This is a genomic window from Ponticaulis sp., assembly GCF_029210165.1.
GTDB lineage: Bacteria > Pseudomonadota > Alphaproteobacteria > Caulobacterales > Hyphomonadaceae > Ponticaulis.
The window spans coordinates 1771628-1785619 of sequence record NZ_JARGNT010000001.1 but is presented as its reverse complement, the minus strand read 5'-3'; the positions used below and the strand labels follow the sequence as shown (position 1 = coordinate 1785619).

Annotated in this window: 16 protein-coding genes; 6 read left to right on the top strand and 10 right to left on the bottom strand. The window is 55.7% G+C overall.

Annotation, left to right across the window (positions count from 1 at the left end):
* Positions 1 to 18 precede the first annotated feature (18 nt).
* Complete coding sequence (locus tag P1U45_RS08750; RefSeq protein WP_301058719.1) at positions 19 to 855, top strand: sterol desaturase family protein; 837 nt, start codon at positions 19 to 21, stop codon at positions 853 to 855.
* On the opposite strand, the gene P1U45_RS08745 is transcribed toward P1U45_RS08750, so the two are convergent.
* Positions 816 to 1196, bottom strand: coding sequence for a hypothetical protein (locus P1U45_RS08745; RefSeq protein ID WP_022694547.1), 381 nt, complete (start codon positions 1194 to 1196; stop codon positions 816 to 818). The two genes, P1U45_RS08750 and P1U45_RS08745, sit on opposite strands and share 40 nt — an antisense overlap.
* Before the next feature lie 117 nt (positions 1197 to 1313).
* On the bottom strand, positions 1314 to 1658 hold the full coding sequence (locus tag P1U45_RS08740; RefSeq protein ID WP_301058718.1) for a DUF1491 family protein: 345 nt from the start codon (positions 1656 to 1658) through the stop codon (positions 1314 to 1316).
* 73 nt (positions 1659 to 1731) lie between these two features.
* On the opposite strand from P1U45_RS08740, the gene P1U45_RS08735 reads away from it, so the two are divergent.
* Entirely contained in the window at positions 1732 to 1944 is a 213-nt protein-coding gene (locus tag P1U45_RS08735; RefSeq protein WP_301058717.1) for a hypothetical protein, read from the top strand.
* A 155-nt stretch (positions 1945 to 2099) separates the two neighbouring features.
* On the opposite strand, the gene P1U45_RS08730 is transcribed toward P1U45_RS08735, so the two are convergent.
* The 3 genes from P1U45_RS08730 to P1U45_RS08720 all read right to left on the bottom strand — a co-directional run bounded on the left by P1U45_RS08730 (position 2100) and on the right by P1U45_RS08720 (position 4837).
* On the bottom strand, positions 2100 to 2741 hold the full coding sequence (locus P1U45_RS08730; protein ID WP_301058716.1) for a hypothetical protein: 642 nt from the start codon (positions 2739 to 2741) through the stop codon (positions 2100 to 2102).
* 267 nt (positions 2742 to 3008) lie between these two features.
* Entirely contained in the window at positions 3009 to 3566 is a 558-nt protein-coding gene (locus P1U45_RS08725; RefSeq protein WP_301058715.1) for a hypothetical protein, read from the bottom strand.
* 719 nt (positions 3567 to 4285) lie between these two features.
* Entirely contained in the window at positions 4286 to 4837 is a 552-nt protein-coding gene (locus P1U45_RS08720) for a hypothetical protein (RefSeq protein WP_301058714.1), read from the bottom strand.
* A 268-nt stretch (positions 4838 to 5105) separates the two neighbouring features.
* On the opposite strand from P1U45_RS08720, the gene P1U45_RS08715 reads away from it, so the two are divergent.
* Both P1U45_RS08715 and P1U45_RS08710 read left to right on the top strand, forming a co-directional pair.
* The gene (locus tag P1U45_RS08715) at positions 5106 to 5711 is read left to right on the top strand and encodes a fatty acid desaturase CarF family protein (protein ID WP_301058713.1); all 606 of its coding nucleotides are present in this window, start codon (positions 5106 to 5108) and stop codon (positions 5709 to 5711) included.
* A gap of 81 nt (positions 5712 to 5792) precedes the next feature.
* On the top strand, positions 5793 to 6740 hold the full coding sequence (locus tag P1U45_RS08710; RefSeq protein ID WP_293609741.1) for a hypothetical protein: 948 nt from the start codon (positions 5793 to 5795) through the stop codon (positions 6738 to 6740).
* Here P1U45_RS08710 and P1U45_RS08705 read toward each other — a convergent pair.
* The gene (locus tag P1U45_RS08705) at positions 6737 to 8341 is read right to left on the bottom strand and encodes a HAMP domain-containing sensor histidine kinase (protein ID WP_301058712.1); all 1605 of its coding nucleotides are present in this window, start codon (positions 8339 to 8341) and stop codon (positions 6737 to 6739) included. The genes P1U45_RS08710 and P1U45_RS08705 overlap by 4 nt on opposite strands.
* 167 nt (positions 8342 to 8508) lie before the next feature.
* Between P1U45_RS08705 and P1U45_RS08700 the strand changes: the two genes are divergently transcribed.
* Positions 8509 to 9687: a hypothetical protein gene (locus tag P1U45_RS08700; protein ID WP_301058711.1), complete on the top strand. Its 1179-nt coding sequence runs from the start codon at positions 8509 to 8511 to the stop codon at positions 9685 to 9687.
* Between the two features lie 59 nt (positions 9688 to 9746).
* On the top strand, positions 9747 to 10166 hold the full coding sequence (locus P1U45_RS08695) for a SufE family protein (protein ID WP_293609738.1): 420 nt from the start codon (positions 9747 to 9749) through the stop codon (positions 10164 to 10166).
* Here P1U45_RS08695 and P1U45_RS08690 read toward each other — a convergent pair.
* The 4 genes from P1U45_RS08690 to P1U45_RS08675 form a co-directional block, all read right to left on the bottom strand.
* Positions 10120 to 10521 carry a helix-turn-helix domain-containing protein gene (locus tag P1U45_RS08690; RefSeq protein ID WP_301058710.1) on the bottom strand — a complete coding sequence of 134 codons (402 nt, stop codon included), beginning with the start codon at positions 10519 to 10521 and terminating at the stop codon, positions 10120 to 10122. The two genes, P1U45_RS08695 and P1U45_RS08690, sit on opposite strands and share 47 nt — an antisense overlap.
* A gap of 160 nt (positions 10522 to 10681) precedes the next feature.
* Positions 10682 to 11197, bottom strand: a complete 516-nt coding sequence (locus P1U45_RS08685; RefSeq protein WP_301058709.1) for a PAS domain-containing protein — start codon at positions 11195 to 11197, stop codon at positions 10682 to 10684.
* A 139-nt stretch (positions 11198 to 11336) separates the two neighbouring features.
* Positions 11337 to 11765, bottom strand: a complete 429-nt coding sequence (locus P1U45_RS08680; RefSeq protein ID WP_293609735.1) for a MucR family transcriptional regulator — start codon at positions 11763 to 11765, stop codon at positions 11337 to 11339.
* A 450-nt stretch (positions 11766 to 12215) separates the two neighbouring features.
* A complete protein-coding gene (locus tag P1U45_RS08675; RefSeq protein WP_366144991.1) occupies positions 12216 to 13988 on the bottom strand; it encodes a Na(+)/H(+) antiporter subunit D in 1773 nt (590 codons plus the stop codon).
* Positions 13989 to 13992 lie beyond the last annotated feature (4 nt).

Genomic DNA, 13992 nt, shown 5'->3' with positions numbered 1-13992 from the left:
AGTCACAACATTATCTTTATGGAAAACTGGACCGAATTTGAGGGTATGATCCGCCTGTCTGTCTTTGCAGGCGTGCTGATTCTGTTCAGCGCTCTTGAGTTCATCATTCCCCGCAAAGACCGCCGCCATACGCGCCTGTCGCGCTGGACGACGAATGTTGCCCTGCTTGCGGCGTCTACTGTGTTCCTTCGTATCATCCTGCCGGTCGCGACCATCAGCTTTGCAATGGACATGAATGAGCGCGGGATTGGTCTGTTCAATCTGATCGCCCTGCCCGTCTGGCTGGAAGTCGTGTTAGCTATCGTGCTGCTGGATTTCGCCATCTGGTTTCAGCACATGATGATGCATTATATACCGCCGCTCTGGGCGTTTCATAAAGTTCATCACGCAGATGAAGATCTGGATGCGTCATCCGGGCTGAGATTTCACCCGCTGGAAATGGTGTTTTCCTTCGGCTTCAAACTGGCGGTGATTGCTCTGCTCGGCGTGCCGGCGCTCGGCATCTTCCTGTTTGAAGTTATCCTCAATGCGGCGTCCATTTTCGAACACGCCAGCATCCGCATTCCGAAGACCGTGGACCGCGCGCTTCGGAAAGTCATCGTCACGCCGGATATGCACCGCGTTCACCACTCAGTACACATGCAGGAAACAAATTCGAATTTCGGGTTTTGCCTGTCCATCTGGGACCGGATGTTCCGCACCTATTGCGCCGAGCCGCGCGAAGGTCATGAAGCTATGGAATTAGGTCTGGACAGAAGGCCGCCGGGCAATGCCGCGGGCCTGTGGTGGGCGCTTTCTGCACCCTTCCGTACAAATCAGGCTGCGCGAACCCAGAGTGGTTCAAGCGAGGCGTGACCGCCAACCGGGCGGCGCTGATTTCTCACGCGCTTTAAATGTTCTTCGTCAATCAGGTTGAGGCGTGCCTGAACGCGGGACGCATCTTCTTCCCCTGCCTGACGAATAAAGAAAGCTGTATTGGCATGTGTTTTCACAGCCAGCAGCGCTGCGCAGTCAGCATAGACGGCTTCATCAACGCCGAACTGGTCACTATCAATGACCACGGCCTTGGCAAAGTCGACGGCATCACGCGCGAACAAAAGATCAGGACGACCACATCCAAGCTCCTGCCAGTTGGCGAGAAGCCGGACTTCCGGGTCTCCGATTTCAAGAACACGATCGTTAAATAAGAACAGCATGTGCTACCCACTCCATCATCTGAAATGGACATTAGCGCATGGCTTTTAATGCCGCGCTTTACCGCACGTTCAAATCCGGCTGGATGAATTAAGACTTCGCCTACCCTGATTACCCGCTCATTCACCATTCACGGTTTCAGTGAGGAAATGACGCCCCTCACGGTCTTCAATCTCGACCACCCACAGGTCCGGATCATAAGAGCGACGACGTTGAATCAATTCATCTATTTCGCGTTCTTCGGCCCACTCGCCCGCACTCGGCAACCAGTCAAAGCTCGGGCTATCCATAGAGAGTGGAGAGCGCACAAATAACGCGGCGCGGCCGTCCAGGCGCGCAATTTTTAAAATGACATCGCCGCGTTCTTTGTCGCCTTTGGCCGCCACATAACCGAATGCACCTGCAAGAGACGCGCGGCGCATCAGAGCATCGACCCAGAGCCATGTCGGCACACGTTCATTCATCAGGCTCGGGCCTCGCTTTCAGATTGGCATCAGACTTGCGGAGAAACGATCAGAATTGATCACAGGTCCAATCATGGCACAGTCTGCACTTCTATCGCTTTCCCTCGCCGCACCGCAAGCACATGCGGGGCCTCTGGATGCTTTGGCGCTGACAGCGACCGCGACGAATGCGTCAGAACACCTGATCAATCCATGGCTGGGGCTGATCGGCCTTGGCGTGCTGATCCTCTCCGGCGCTGTTGCGGTTGTCCGTGAAATCCTCATCGAGGAAGAAGAACAGGTCTGATCAAAGATCGGCGAAAGCCGGTGCACCTGTATCGCCGCAGAGCATCGCCCTGCCGCGTATTTTGCTTTTGATTGCTCGGCGCTATGCCAGCTTACGCTGTCGCACCTGCGCCTACGCAGTCGCTTGTGATTCCCGCGAATGAATGCGTTTCAGATTTACGGGTTCTTGAATGCGTACTGGCGCTCCGGTTTCCGGAAGGGTGGCGGCCATGGTTCTTTTGCGATTACGACGGGATTGGAATTTGCGTCGTCCGGTTCGTTGACCGCTACCTGATACGTGCAGCGCGTGCGAACTTCAGGTGCGATATAAGCCAGCGCGCAAACAATCACTCGGGCCAGATGGCTCGCCAGTGTTTCGGCGCGTTCAAAGTTTTCGATTGTGGTCTGAAGCCGGTCAAACAGCTCGGCCAATGAGATGAGCTCGCAGCCTTGAACGAGTTCTATGTGAGTGTCTGTTTCTCGAGAGCATATAAGACAGCCCTGAGCGCGCTCTATGCGTGCCGAAGGTGCGCGAGAGCACACAAGACTGCCCGCCCGCTGCCAGACGGGCGTACGCATCGCATTTGCTGCAAACTTAAAGCCAGCCCGTTCCAGTTGGCTCGAGGCCAGCATGCGCACATAGGCATGCACCATAGCGTCGGTTGAGATCACCATCCGCGCGAGGTCACGCGGCGCGTATGTTTCACCAGACGCGTGAAGCCGCATGCACCAGGCATAAAGCCTCGCAAGGTTCAGCCCGATCAGCTGGCCAATGGTCAGCGAGGTATAATCAGGGGCAGATGATGGCGCGGGGTTCATGCGCCAAGTTTAGGGTGGTGTGTAGTGGCGTTGGATTAGTTTTTGGTCTTTAGCCGTCGGGCGTACTGTCATCCCGGATGCTGTGCAGCATGATAATGATGCACTGCTGATCCGGGACCCGAAACATGCAGTTTCCCGCGATCAGGTCCCGTGTCTGCAGAGCATCGCTACGCGTTGCACTGCGCACGGGATGACAACGAGGTAGCCCCGGAAACCTGAAACCATCTGCGCCGCTTTATTCTGGTGCACTGCTTCGCGGAATGCACCCTACCCGGGATAGTCGCACTCGAAGTTGACCTCTTCGGACGAGCGAAATCCTTCAAAGCTTGATTCAATCGAATTGAACACGCTGTCGCGAAACGCTTCCTCTTCACTCCGGCTGTCAAAAACTTCGCAAAGATATAGCCATTTGAACCTGTATGTCGCCGCATGATTATCAAGGGTCCCAATGTGAGTCCCGTCTTCTAAGCCGAAATAGACGATAACCGCGTCGGGCGTACTACCTAACTCCCCCCACCTCACTACGTCGGTCACATAGTCACCTAGGTATGGGTGGCGCTCAATTTCCGTCAGCAGCGAATTAACATCACCGTTCTCCACAAAAATCGTCAAACTGTTCGAGTATGGTTGGTAACCGCCGCACCCTGACAGAGCTATCAATGCAGCAATTGAGGAGAAGCTTAGAAATTTCGGCATCTTAGTTCCTACACGCATGAAGCAGGTTTTACCCATAGACTGGTTGCCGTACGGATCGCACCGCTTCTTCTCATGTTCTGATTGAAGAGTAAAAGGTCTACCCGTTTCGTCCATGGCGCGGAATGCCACATTAGCAGGCCGGACTCCGTTCCGCGCTAGGGTGCATTAAGCGCAGCGAATACACCAGCGGGCAATATAGTCCGCAGATTCCCGTGAAGGCGGGAGCCCATGCTTAAATCTGGCAGCCCGCTGCAAGCGGGCATCTAAGCATGGATACCCGCCTTCGCGGGCATCTGCGGAAATCAGAATTGTGCGCTCATTCTCGCGACGGCGGGAAACTGGGCCTGCCAACCTCGCCAGATCCCTGCCTTCGCAGGGATGAGCGACCACAATCCGAACAAAGCAATGTGCCCTACAAGCCTATGAATTGTCGCCTTCCAGAACCCTCTGATCCCCCGGTGTGATGTAGTAAATTATTCTATATTTCCAGCAGGACCGCCTTACCGAGTCAGTCCGGTCCGAATGAACCCAGTTTCCAGTCATAGCGCTTCGAGATGCAAGCATACCAAAACAAAAGGTATCCTCTTGCATGTCGACATTGCCTATCACAAACGCGGTGGAAGCATCTCTGGCGGAATGAAGCGAAACCACTTCACTCTGCGTAAGCGCGGACGCTAAAACCCGCTTGCCTCTTTCTGTGCGTTGCTCCTCACTCATAAAGCGAGGACTGCATGCGGAGAGGATCGCAAACGACGTCAGCAATATCAGTATGCGCTTCATCATGATGTAATTGCCTCTCTCCAGCTTCGTTCAGCAAACGGAACGCCGTTCCGCTGCAAAGGACAAAGTTATTTCATTTTCTCCCTGAGAGAAGTCATCCATTGCCGCCCAAAGCTCTGTTGCTCATCAACAGTGCCAACCTCTTCCGAGGTTGCTGCAGAAAAAATGTCTATCAGTGTCGTAGCCGGTTTGCCCAACTCAAGGACGTACACCTGTCGCGCCCCTCCCATGCTTCGCGCCATGCCAGAAGGCAAGACATCTCGACGCGCGCCTGCACAAAGCAAGCGAAAGCCGTTGCGCTCCAATTGCTTGCGCAAGACAATCAAAGCATCGAACAAGTCAGCCCCCTCGAACACTTGGCCCTGCATTCCTAAACCATCGACCAACAAGCTCCACGCCCCCCCAGCTGAGGGCGAAATAGACACCTGCTGGATCGAACCGTCTTTGGATAAGACCTGAACTTTGAAAGTTTCGTTCATGGCTGGTAATTGGAAATCAAGATCGAAATTCTTCGGTAAGGTAGGCGAGCAGAACTCGGTTCCACCGCAAAGTGCACTAATCTCAGCGAATGCACCAGTAGGGATCACTGCCCGCAGGTTCCCGTGAAGACGGGAACCCATGCTTAAATCCGGCAACCCGCTATAAAAGACCATCTAAGCATAGATACCCGCCTGCGCGGGCATCTGCGGAAATCTGAATTGTGCGCTCATTCCCGCGAAGGCGGGAAACTGGGCCTGCCTAACCTCACCATATCCCTGTCTGCGCAGGGATGAGCGTCTTTATCCGGTGCCTAAGATTGTCGTTACAATCACGCAATGAGTGAGCGAACAGTCACAATCCCGCCTTATTGTTAGTGATCGTTCACACGATCAGTAATGGAGGGTATACATGACTGATCTTATCTCACCGGACTATCACCTTGCGCTGTATGCGCTCTGGGTATCGCTACAGGTCGTGGCGGGGCTGTTTATCGCTGACTTTGTCTCAGGCGTTCTGCACTGGATGCAGGACAGATATGGCGGCCCGAAATGGCCCATTGTCGGCCCGCTCGTTCGCGCCACGATCCGACATCATAAAAAGCCGCGCCGCATGATCACCCGCAGCTTCATGCAGAGAAACGCCCCGACCTTCTTCATCTCAGCCCTGTTTCTGGCGGCGTTCGCAGCGCTCGGCTGGATCAATGTCATGACGCTGACCGGCGTGATTGTTGGCGCGTTCGCCAATGAGTTTCACAACTGGTCCCACAGAAAGCCATCCGAGAATGGCCCCGTGATCACATGGTTTCAGGATAAGGGCCTGATCATCGCGCCGCTTGAACATGCCCGCCATCACCGCGACGGCAAGAACTCTCATTTCTGCGCGGTAACCGGCTGGATGAACGCCCCGCTGGAGCGGGTGCGGTTCTGGCGCAGGCTCGAAGCGCTGATCCGTGTGTTCGCCAAAGAGCGCCCGCGCAGAGACCCGACGGTGCGTCGCCGCCCTGTCTTTGCCTGACCGGCGTAAAACCTTGGCTCTGCCGCATCTGCAACACAGTTGATTTACGAAGCAGAAAGGCTGTTTCCATAAATTGCCGGCATGATTAACCGGCAATTTCTTTTTGGACTGTCTGCATGTGTCGCGCTGGGTGCGCCTGCTCTCGCGCAGGTTGCGCCGCGCGTTTTTCGAGAAGCCGAGCAAGCCTTTCTGGAGCGCACCTCGCTACGCGCTGCCGATGAGAAATGCGGCTATTTCACAGACCTTGAACGCGCCGCCCTGACTTCCGGTCAATTGCAGGCCCGCGGTTCGCTTCTGCGTGCCGGTTTCAGCATCAATGATATTGAGCTGGCCGCGACCGAAGTTGCCCGATTTGCGAACTCGCAGGACTGCGGCAATGCCGAGTTCATGCAGGCGGTCATCCATCTGAAAGACGCTTTCTCTGCGTTTATCGGCACGATGGTGATGAACTTTCCGGGCCGCGATGCGGACTGGAACGCCTCGCGCAGCCGCTGGGATACATGGCGCATTGTGCAGGACGGATCGACACCGGACTATATGTTCCAGTTCGGTCTGCTGGCGCCGCGCGACACCAATCCGGAAGACTTCCCGGCCAGCTTTGCCCGCCCGCTGGATAACCCGCTCATTGAAGAGCCGTTCGATCTGGCTGTGGACCTGTTTCTTCAGGAAGACGACATTGCGCCGTCCACCGCGCGCATTCTGATCCGTGATCCGGACAAATCATCCGAGCCATGGCTGGGCGCTGTGTTCTCGGGCCAGCCTGGCCCACCACCGCGCGGCATTACGAGCGCTTACTGGCCGCGCGAGCGCACCGTCATTACCGATGAAGACGACGAAGATGATCGCCGCGCACGTTTCGTGTTTGATGAGGCTGCGGCGGAAGCCATGATGCATCTGGACCCGCGCGAACAGGTCGAGATTGTTATTCAGCCGAACCCGCGTAGCGGCGAGACCGAGCCGAAAGTGCTTGTCGTCGAGGTGGGTGACTTCGCAGCCGCGTATTTCTTCGCACGCCTTCCCGCGCTTTAGGCTTCGGCCTCAGCTTCACCCTCACCTTTATCGGCTTCGGCGTCTTCGACCTTGAGCGGCAGGCGCACGCGCGCCGTTGTGCCCTCGCCTTCAGCGCTTTCAAAGCGGACATCGCCGCCCAGCGCTTCAGACAGCATCATGACGATGGAGAGGCCAAGGCCTGTACCCGGACGATGACGGGCATTTTCGCCCTGGAAGAATGGTTCTCCAAGACGCGCCAGCTCGGCTTCGGAAATGCCATCGCCTTCATCACTGACGGCAATCATCGCATAGTCATCATCGACCGTAACCGCGAGTGTCACTTGTCCCTGCGGCGGCGAGTATTTCACTGCGTTGGACAGAAGGTTCAGGAAGATCTGGCGCATGGCTTTGCGGTCTGCATGGACCGGCACGCCATCCTGCGGCGCGTCGAGCTTCAGCGTCATGCCTGACTCTTCGGCCTGCCAGCGGATCAGGTCCAGCGCGTCTTCGGCTTCCATGACGACATCGAGGTCTTCAGGTTCGAGACGCAGGCGACCCGAGCGGCCCTTAGCGGCAGTCATCAGATCATCAACGAGCAGCCCAAGATGTTCAGCGCCCTGTTTGATGCTGCGCGCAAACCCTTTGTACGGCTCGGTCACCGGGCCAGCACGCTCTGACAGAATAAGATCGGAATAGCCGCTGACGGGGTTCAACATGTTACGCAGCTCATGGCCGAGGCTGGCAATCCAGACGGCTTCATCGCTGAGGCGCGGCGCATCAGGTTCTGCGGGCAGAACCTCCGGCTCAGGCGCAGTTTCAACGGCGGCGACGGGTTCAGCAGGTTTAACCGCACGCGGTTTGTAGTGGGTCAGAACGAGGCGGTATCCGTCGCGTGTCGCACGCAGGTCGACATTGACATTGTCCTGCGTTTCGACTTTCAGCTCTGGCACATCATCTTCTTCAATGCCGCGAATGGCATCATAAGGGGCCTCGAAGAAATCAGCCATGCTCGCATGACCAATATCATTGGCGCTCATACCCGGTAAAAGGCGCAGATCGCCCACCCAGGAGCGCACCTTGCGACGCGGATCGAGGCTGATCACAAGCACAGGTGTATCGGTGAGTGTTGCGACCCAACGGTCGATTTCCTGATTTTTACCGCGACGTTCGTTAATAACGCCGCCAGCAGATGCCGCGAATACACCGACCTGCAGAACGCTCACCAGCGCACCAAGTCCGATCAGCGCGCCAGCATTCTCAAGCGCTGGCATCGCCGCGCCAGAGAACGAAATCGCTGCAATCGACAGATAGCCAATACCAGCAAAAATGCTCGCCTCAATACCCAGACGGAACCGGCCCAGAGACAAAGCGTGCAAAGGGCCAAGCGCCAGCATGACCACGAGCGGAGAGCTCGCACCGCCCGTCATCAGGACGCAAATCAGCCCGACAATGATCCACGCGAACACAATCCAGATGTCGTGCGCTTCACGCGCAGCGCGTGTTCCGATGATCAGATGAACGACGGAGGGAAGCGACACAAGCGCGAGTGTCGCGCCAACGACTGTCGCGGGCACGCCTGTGAAAAATCCTGCAATTGCTACAGCAAGGCTGAGACCGAGCCATAGGACGCTGGCCAGCATTGGCGACACCCGTAACTCCTGTCCCCCGGTTTTATCATTTATTGACAGTATCTGATCTGTAAACACGGGTTAACCTCTGTTACACGTATCTAAACGACAATTGAGGCCATATCGTGCTTCGCTGGTTGTAAGCACCCAGGCCGCGTTGATTATCGGGGGAGTCGCCCATGAGTTTAAGATACCTTATGTCAGGTCTCGCTTCAGGCATTCTCCTGCTTGCGTGTCAGACCTCTTATGCAGATGACATAGATTCGCCTTCTGAGCAGCAGGTTTCCCCTGAGAGTGGTAATTCTGATTCTGGAATTCGCCTGCCTTTCTTCGGTCGCACGAATGAAATCGAGAACGACAAAGACGAAGACGAACCACTAGCAAATGCGCCTGCCGCCGAAACCGTCGTCACAGAGGCTGCACCGGTAGCGCCGCCTGCGCCTGAACCTGATCTTTTGTCTCAGGCAGCTATTGCCTATGGCAGCTTCCACACAGACGTCTCTACTTACAATCGCGACTTCAATTCCAGCGATGAAGTCCAGACCGCGCTTGATGCGCTCGGCTCCCACAATCCGCAAAGCCTCGCTTCGGGCTGGCTGGCCTACTCGGCGATGCTGGCGTCACAGTCAGACGTCTTTGAAGAAGGCGTTCTGCAGGCGCGCGACGCGTTTGGCCGTGAACGTTTCCTGATGGGTATGCGTAACGACCCGTCTTATGCGCTCTCCATTCGGGGCGCAGACCATGCCATGTCCTATGTGCTTGGCGCGAGCGACTCTGACGCCCGCCGCATTGATGAAGTCGGCGAGAATATGCGCGAGCAGGCTTATTCCCTGCAACAGCTCGGCTGGGCACGTGCCCGCCTTCCGGGTCTTCCGGCAGATGACGCGCGCGCGCTTCGCGAGGCCGCCGTGATGGGTCGTCCGCAATCTGTTGCTGTTCAATCCCTTCTGCTGGGCCCGAACGCTGAAGCGGCTCTGGCCAATGCAAGCTTCCTCGGCGGCTCATCGTCCATCTGGGATGCGATGACGGCCAGCGGCACAGACATCCGCCTTCCAGGCTTTGGTGCACGCCCGGCAACTGTCACGCGCGGTCAGTACCGCGTAGCCAGTGATCACCGTCGCACAGGCGGCAATATCGCGACGCTCGCAGCGCTGCGCTATATGGACGAAACCGAGACCCAGAACGAGTTTGTCGCCTCGGCGCTGAACGATCCGCAGACACAAGGCTGTTTTGAAGAAGCCCAGCTGAACCTGCTTCAGTGTGTGTCAGCGTCACGCAATGTGTTCGAGCGTCCATTCTGTATCGGCGTCCACGCGCTGAAAGACGTTGGCTCCTGCGTCGGCAGCCTCGCCGAATAAGACGGTTTTTCTCCGCCGCCCCCTTTCCTTTTGCGGCGGAATAGCCCATCTGGCGAGCTATGAGCGTACAGACACAAGCAGACGAAATCCGAGACACCTTCGCCTTCCTCGATGACTGGGAAGCGCGCTATGAACACATTATCGATCTTGGCAAATCCCTGCCGGCCATGTCCGCAGACGATATGCAGGATGTCTATAAGGTTCCAGGCTGTGCCAGTCAGGTCTGGATCGTCCCTGAAGAGGGTGCGGGCAGCCTTGTGAGCTTCCGCGCAGGATCAGACGCTATTCTCGTGTCCGGCCTGATCGCGCTCCTGGCTGAGCTTTTCAACAATCAGCCGGGTTCTGAAATTCTTGAGTTCGACGCGCCAGCCTTCTTTTCCGAAATCGGCCTCGATGAAGCGCTGAGTGCGCAGCGCGCCAATGGTTTGCGCTCTATGCTCGGACGTATCCAGAACCTTGCCCGCGCGCAGGCTGAATAGCGCTCGACTGCCACATACCGCGCAGGACACGCCCCGTCAGAGGGGAGAGGCCGGTCACAGCCCGCAACGCGCCTTCCAGATCGCTGAGCCAGTCATCAAACTCCAGCTCATCGCGTAAGTCCTCTATCTGGTGGACGGCATGGGCGACGGTCGATTTATCGCGGCCGAATATCTCTCCCACCTGAGCGAGCGAGAGTGAGCAGCATGTATGCGCCAGATACATCGCCACTTGTCTTGCGCGTGCAACAGACGTTACCCCGCGCGTTTCCATTAAAAGATCATCTGGGGTCAGCCCCGTCACGCTGCCGACAAGGCCAGTTATCAGCCGCGCTGTGTTCGAAAGTTCAGAAGTCATATCCCACCACGTTTTTATAGGTTCAGAGTGATGACCACACTCTAAGCCCTATTTTCTAAAGTAGGATTATATTCCTGTTCTGAGTTGCGAGTCCATATGAAAACACCCTCTCCTCAACAGGAAAGGGTGTCAGAATAAATCATGATCCGTCGGGTCGGTGTCAGAGGACGCTTTCGTGGACGGCCATGGGGGAACGCACCATATCGGCTGTCACCACCATAACTTCGCGAAGCACACCCTCTCCTTTTTCGTCGAACTGAATACGGTCGAAGCAAAGGATTTGCTGACGCCCGTCTGCAACAGGTTCCAGAGGCAGTCGCATCCAGTGATGGGCGCGGCGATGGCCAACCGGTGTCACACCGAATACCGGTGATCGCGTGGAGCGGCAGCGTCGCAATGCGCCATCCCACGGAAGATCGCCCCCGCACTCGTCTGACACCATGCGGCCACGCACTTCATATCCAAGTACTTCTTTAAGTCCTTCGCCGGTCAGTCTGAACTTGAAGTCGTCATCCACCTGATATTCCAGAATAGATACGTGCTTCAGATAGTTCCGCATGCCCGCAGGGCCGAGTTCTGCACGTGTTGGCAGCCGGTCTGGTCGGCAATACGTCGACCAGTACTTAAGAAGCTTTGCCTGGTCTGAAGATAGAACCTGCTTAAGTCTCTGATCCATAACTTGCTCGTGTGTTTTACCGATATAGTTAACATCGGTTAATTCGAATCACCCGCCAAGCCTTAATTCAACCTTTATTCACTTTTTCTTGTGTTTTCTTGTTTCGAAAGCGAAACGATGAGCAACTACTGACTCTATATTAGCCTTTAGTTTGCCCAAGTCCCATTTTCTTTGCGAGTTCCGAGCGCTGCTTTGCATAGTTTGGCGCAACCATCGGGTAATCCGCAGGCAGGCCCCACTTCTCACGGTACTCTTCCGGAGACAGGTTGTATTTGGAACGCAGGTGGCGTTTCAGTGATTTGAAGCGCTTACCATCTTCCAGGCAAACCAGATAGTCCGGCGTGATGGATTTTCGCACCGACACAGCCGGCGTGACCTCTTTCGGCGCCTCGCTTGGTGTCACTGAAGACAGATCGCGAATAGTCGCATGAACCCGCTCGATTACATTCGGCAGATCATTCGCTTGTACTGGATTGTTACTCACATAGGCAGCGACGACATCAGAGGTCATCTGAATAATCTGCGCATGCATGTCAGTATCTAAGTCATGGCTTAGAGTTGACGTCATTGTAGCCTCCCCGAGCCCCTTATGGGGTCTGTTTTATGCTTTTTAGCTTTGTTTGTAGCTGAGTATAATTGTCGAAACAGATTTGAAATCAAGATTAAACATTACGATAGAGCCAATTATTATACATAAGGCGTCTATTCAAGGAACTTTTAGAGCTTCATTGCACCGCACAACCGCGGAAGGTGAATGAATACTTATAGTATGCAATATATATCGTTTTTCATAACTTGATATTCCAAAACGATATAACCGCTATCCATTTGGCGCGACATGTTTTTGCTATGCAACACGCAGCAAAACCTAGGCGGCTCCTGCATTTCCCTGCATTTACAACATCGTCCATCGAGCGCCATAGACGTAAATCCCGCTTTAGCCCGAGGTTTATCTGGCATTGCAGCAAAAAGGCCGCCCGGAGGCGGCCTTTCGGATAATACTACGATTATACAGCTATCAGTGCGGACCGACGATAAGCGCCAGAACCATGACGATGGCGAGGACAATACTTGTCCAGATCGCCATGCCAGCAGATAGCGGGCCTCGGCTCAGCTCGCCTTGCGGGCTGAAGGTCGCTTCAATACGGTTGTAGACGCGGCGGGAGAGACGCAGCGCTGCGCCTGTCATTGCCGGACCAGCCTTGCTCCACACCGCACCCGTCCAGACCAGCGCGTGATAAAGTGGACGGCGATAAACCCAATCGAAATCGAGCACGACGCCGCGCTTCTCTGGCGGGTAAAGCTTCACACGGTTCAATACGATGAACGCGAGCGCCGCAAACACCAGCAGCTGCATCTGCGTGAGAACGTGGTCCGTGGTCCAGAGGCTTTGCTCCAGATACACCATTGCTTCATCGCGATACGGCAGCAGGCCGTAAAGGAACTCTGTACCGCCCAGGAACGGGAAGCCGATCCAGATACAGAAGAAGGATGCGATACCCATAGCGAGCAGCATGTTGAACGGCGCTTCTTTCGGCCGCTTGCCGCTGTCGTGTGCAAAGAAGGCAAAGAACGGGATCTTGATGCCGGAGTGCTCCAGAACGCCCGCAGACGCGAACAGCAGCATCATCCAGATGATCGTCATATGCTCATAGCCAACGGCGCTCATCGTCAGGGACTTTGCAACAAAGCCTGAGAAGAGCGGGAAGGCAGAGATCGACGCTGCACCAATGATACAGAAGATCGCTGTAAACGGCATTGTACGGTAAAGCCCGCCAAGCTCGGTCGCCTTGGTCGTGCCCACGCGATACATCACAGCGCCCATGCTCATGAAGAGAAGGCCCTTATAGATGATGTGCGCGAAGGCGTGCGCAGCTGCACCGTTGAGCGCGAGAGGCGTACCAATACCGATCGCACAGACCATGAAACCAACCTGGTTGTTCAGCGAGTAAGCCAGAACCTTGCGCAGATCGTTTTCGATCACGGCGAAGAAGACCGGGAAGACGGTCATGATCGCACCGATCCAGATCAGTGAATCCTCGCCCGGGAAGAAACGCCACAGCGCGTAAACGGCAAGCTTGGTTGTGAAGGCAGACAAGACCACAGCGCCGGTATGGGTCGCTTTGGAATAGCTGTCCTGCAACCAGTTATGCATAAGCGGGAATGCGGCTTTGATACCCAGCGCAACAAAGAGGAAGATCGCACCCGGATCATCCTGCAGGCTGAGGCCCTCGCCTTCAGAGATAAACGCGTCGAATTCGAGCGTGCCGAACTCACCCATGATGAAGGTCGCGCCCATGAGCAGCAGAACACCAGACAGGATCTGAATGCCCAGATAGCGCATGCTCGCCTTATAGGCTTCAGGCGTACCGGATTTGAGGATCAGGAAGACGGACGAAACGGCCGTAAGCTCCCAGAACACAAACACGGTGATCAGGTCGCCCGCAAACGTCGCGGCAATCGCAGCACCGGCGTAAATCAGCGCCATGGAGTCCTGCAATGGATCCTTATTATGGAGCGCAAAGATGGAGTTCACCGTCGCCGCGATCAGGAAAGCCAGACCGAAGACGATGGAGACACGTTCGACCTGATACAGAACGAAGGTCATATCCATCATGTTCAGTGTCGCCAGAGGCTCGCTCAGCGCGCTGTGAAGCACAAGCGCAGCAAGGCCGAGAAGCGGACCACCAATCGTAACGACAGCGCGCGGGATCTCACCGCGAATGACATAGGCCAGCATACCGGCCAGGATTACGATGAACCCCGGATTGGTATGAGACAGCAGAGACATCAAT

Coding starts and splice junctions, on each gene's coding strand:
- P1U45_RS08750 (WP_301058719.1), top strand. CDS start 19: ATGGAAAACTGGACCGAATTTGAGGGTATGATCCGCCTGTCTGTCTTT.
- P1U45_RS08745 (WP_022694547.1), bottom strand. CDS start 1,196: ATGCTGTTCTTATTTAACGATCGTGTTCTTGAAATCGGAGACCCGGAA.
- P1U45_RS08740 (WP_301058718.1), bottom strand. CDS start 1,658: ATGAATGAACGTGTGCCGACATGGCTCTGGGTCGATGCTCTGATGCGC.
- P1U45_RS08735 (WP_301058717.1), top strand. CDS start 1,732: ATGGCACAGTCTGCACTTCTATCGCTTTCCCTCGCCGCACCGCAAGCA.
- P1U45_RS08730 (WP_301058716.1), bottom strand. CDS start 2,741: ATGAACCCCGCGCCATCATCTGCCCCTGATTATACCTCGCTGACCATT.
- P1U45_RS08720 (WP_301058714.1), bottom strand. CDS start 4,837: ATGGGTTCCCGTCTTCACGGGAACCTGCGGGCAGTGATCCCTACTGGT.
- P1U45_RS08715 (WP_301058713.1), top strand. CDS start 5,106: ATGACTGATCTTATCTCACCGGACTATCACCTTGCGCTGTATGCGCTC.
- P1U45_RS08710 (WP_293609741.1), top strand. CDS start 5,793: ATGATTAACCGGCAATTTCTTTTTGGACTGTCTGCATGTGTCGCGCTG.
- P1U45_RS08705 (WP_301058712.1), bottom strand. CDS start 8,341: ATGCTGGCCAGCGTCCTATGGCTCGGTCTCAGCCTTGCTGTAGCAATT.
- P1U45_RS08700 (WP_301058711.1), top strand. CDS start 8,509: ATGAGTTTAAGATACCTTATGTCAGGTCTCGCTTCAGGCATTCTCCTG.
- P1U45_RS08695 (WP_293609738.1), top strand. CDS start 9,747: ATGAGCGTACAGACACAAGCAGACGAAATCCGAGACACCTTCGCCTTC.
- P1U45_RS08690 (WP_301058710.1), bottom strand. CDS start 10,521: ATGACTTCTGAACTTTCGAACACAGCGCGGCTGATAACTGGCCTTGTC.
- P1U45_RS08685 (WP_301058709.1), bottom strand. CDS start 11,197: ATGGATCAGAGACTTAAGCAGGTTCTATCTTCAGACCAGGCAAAGCTT.
- P1U45_RS08680 (WP_293609735.1), bottom strand. CDS start 11,765: ATGACGTCAACTCTAAGCCATGACTTAGATACTGACATGCATGCGCAG.
- P1U45_RS08675 (WP_366144991.1), bottom strand. CDS start 13,988: ATGTCTCTGCTGTCTCATACCAATCCGGGGTTCATCGTAATCCTGGCC.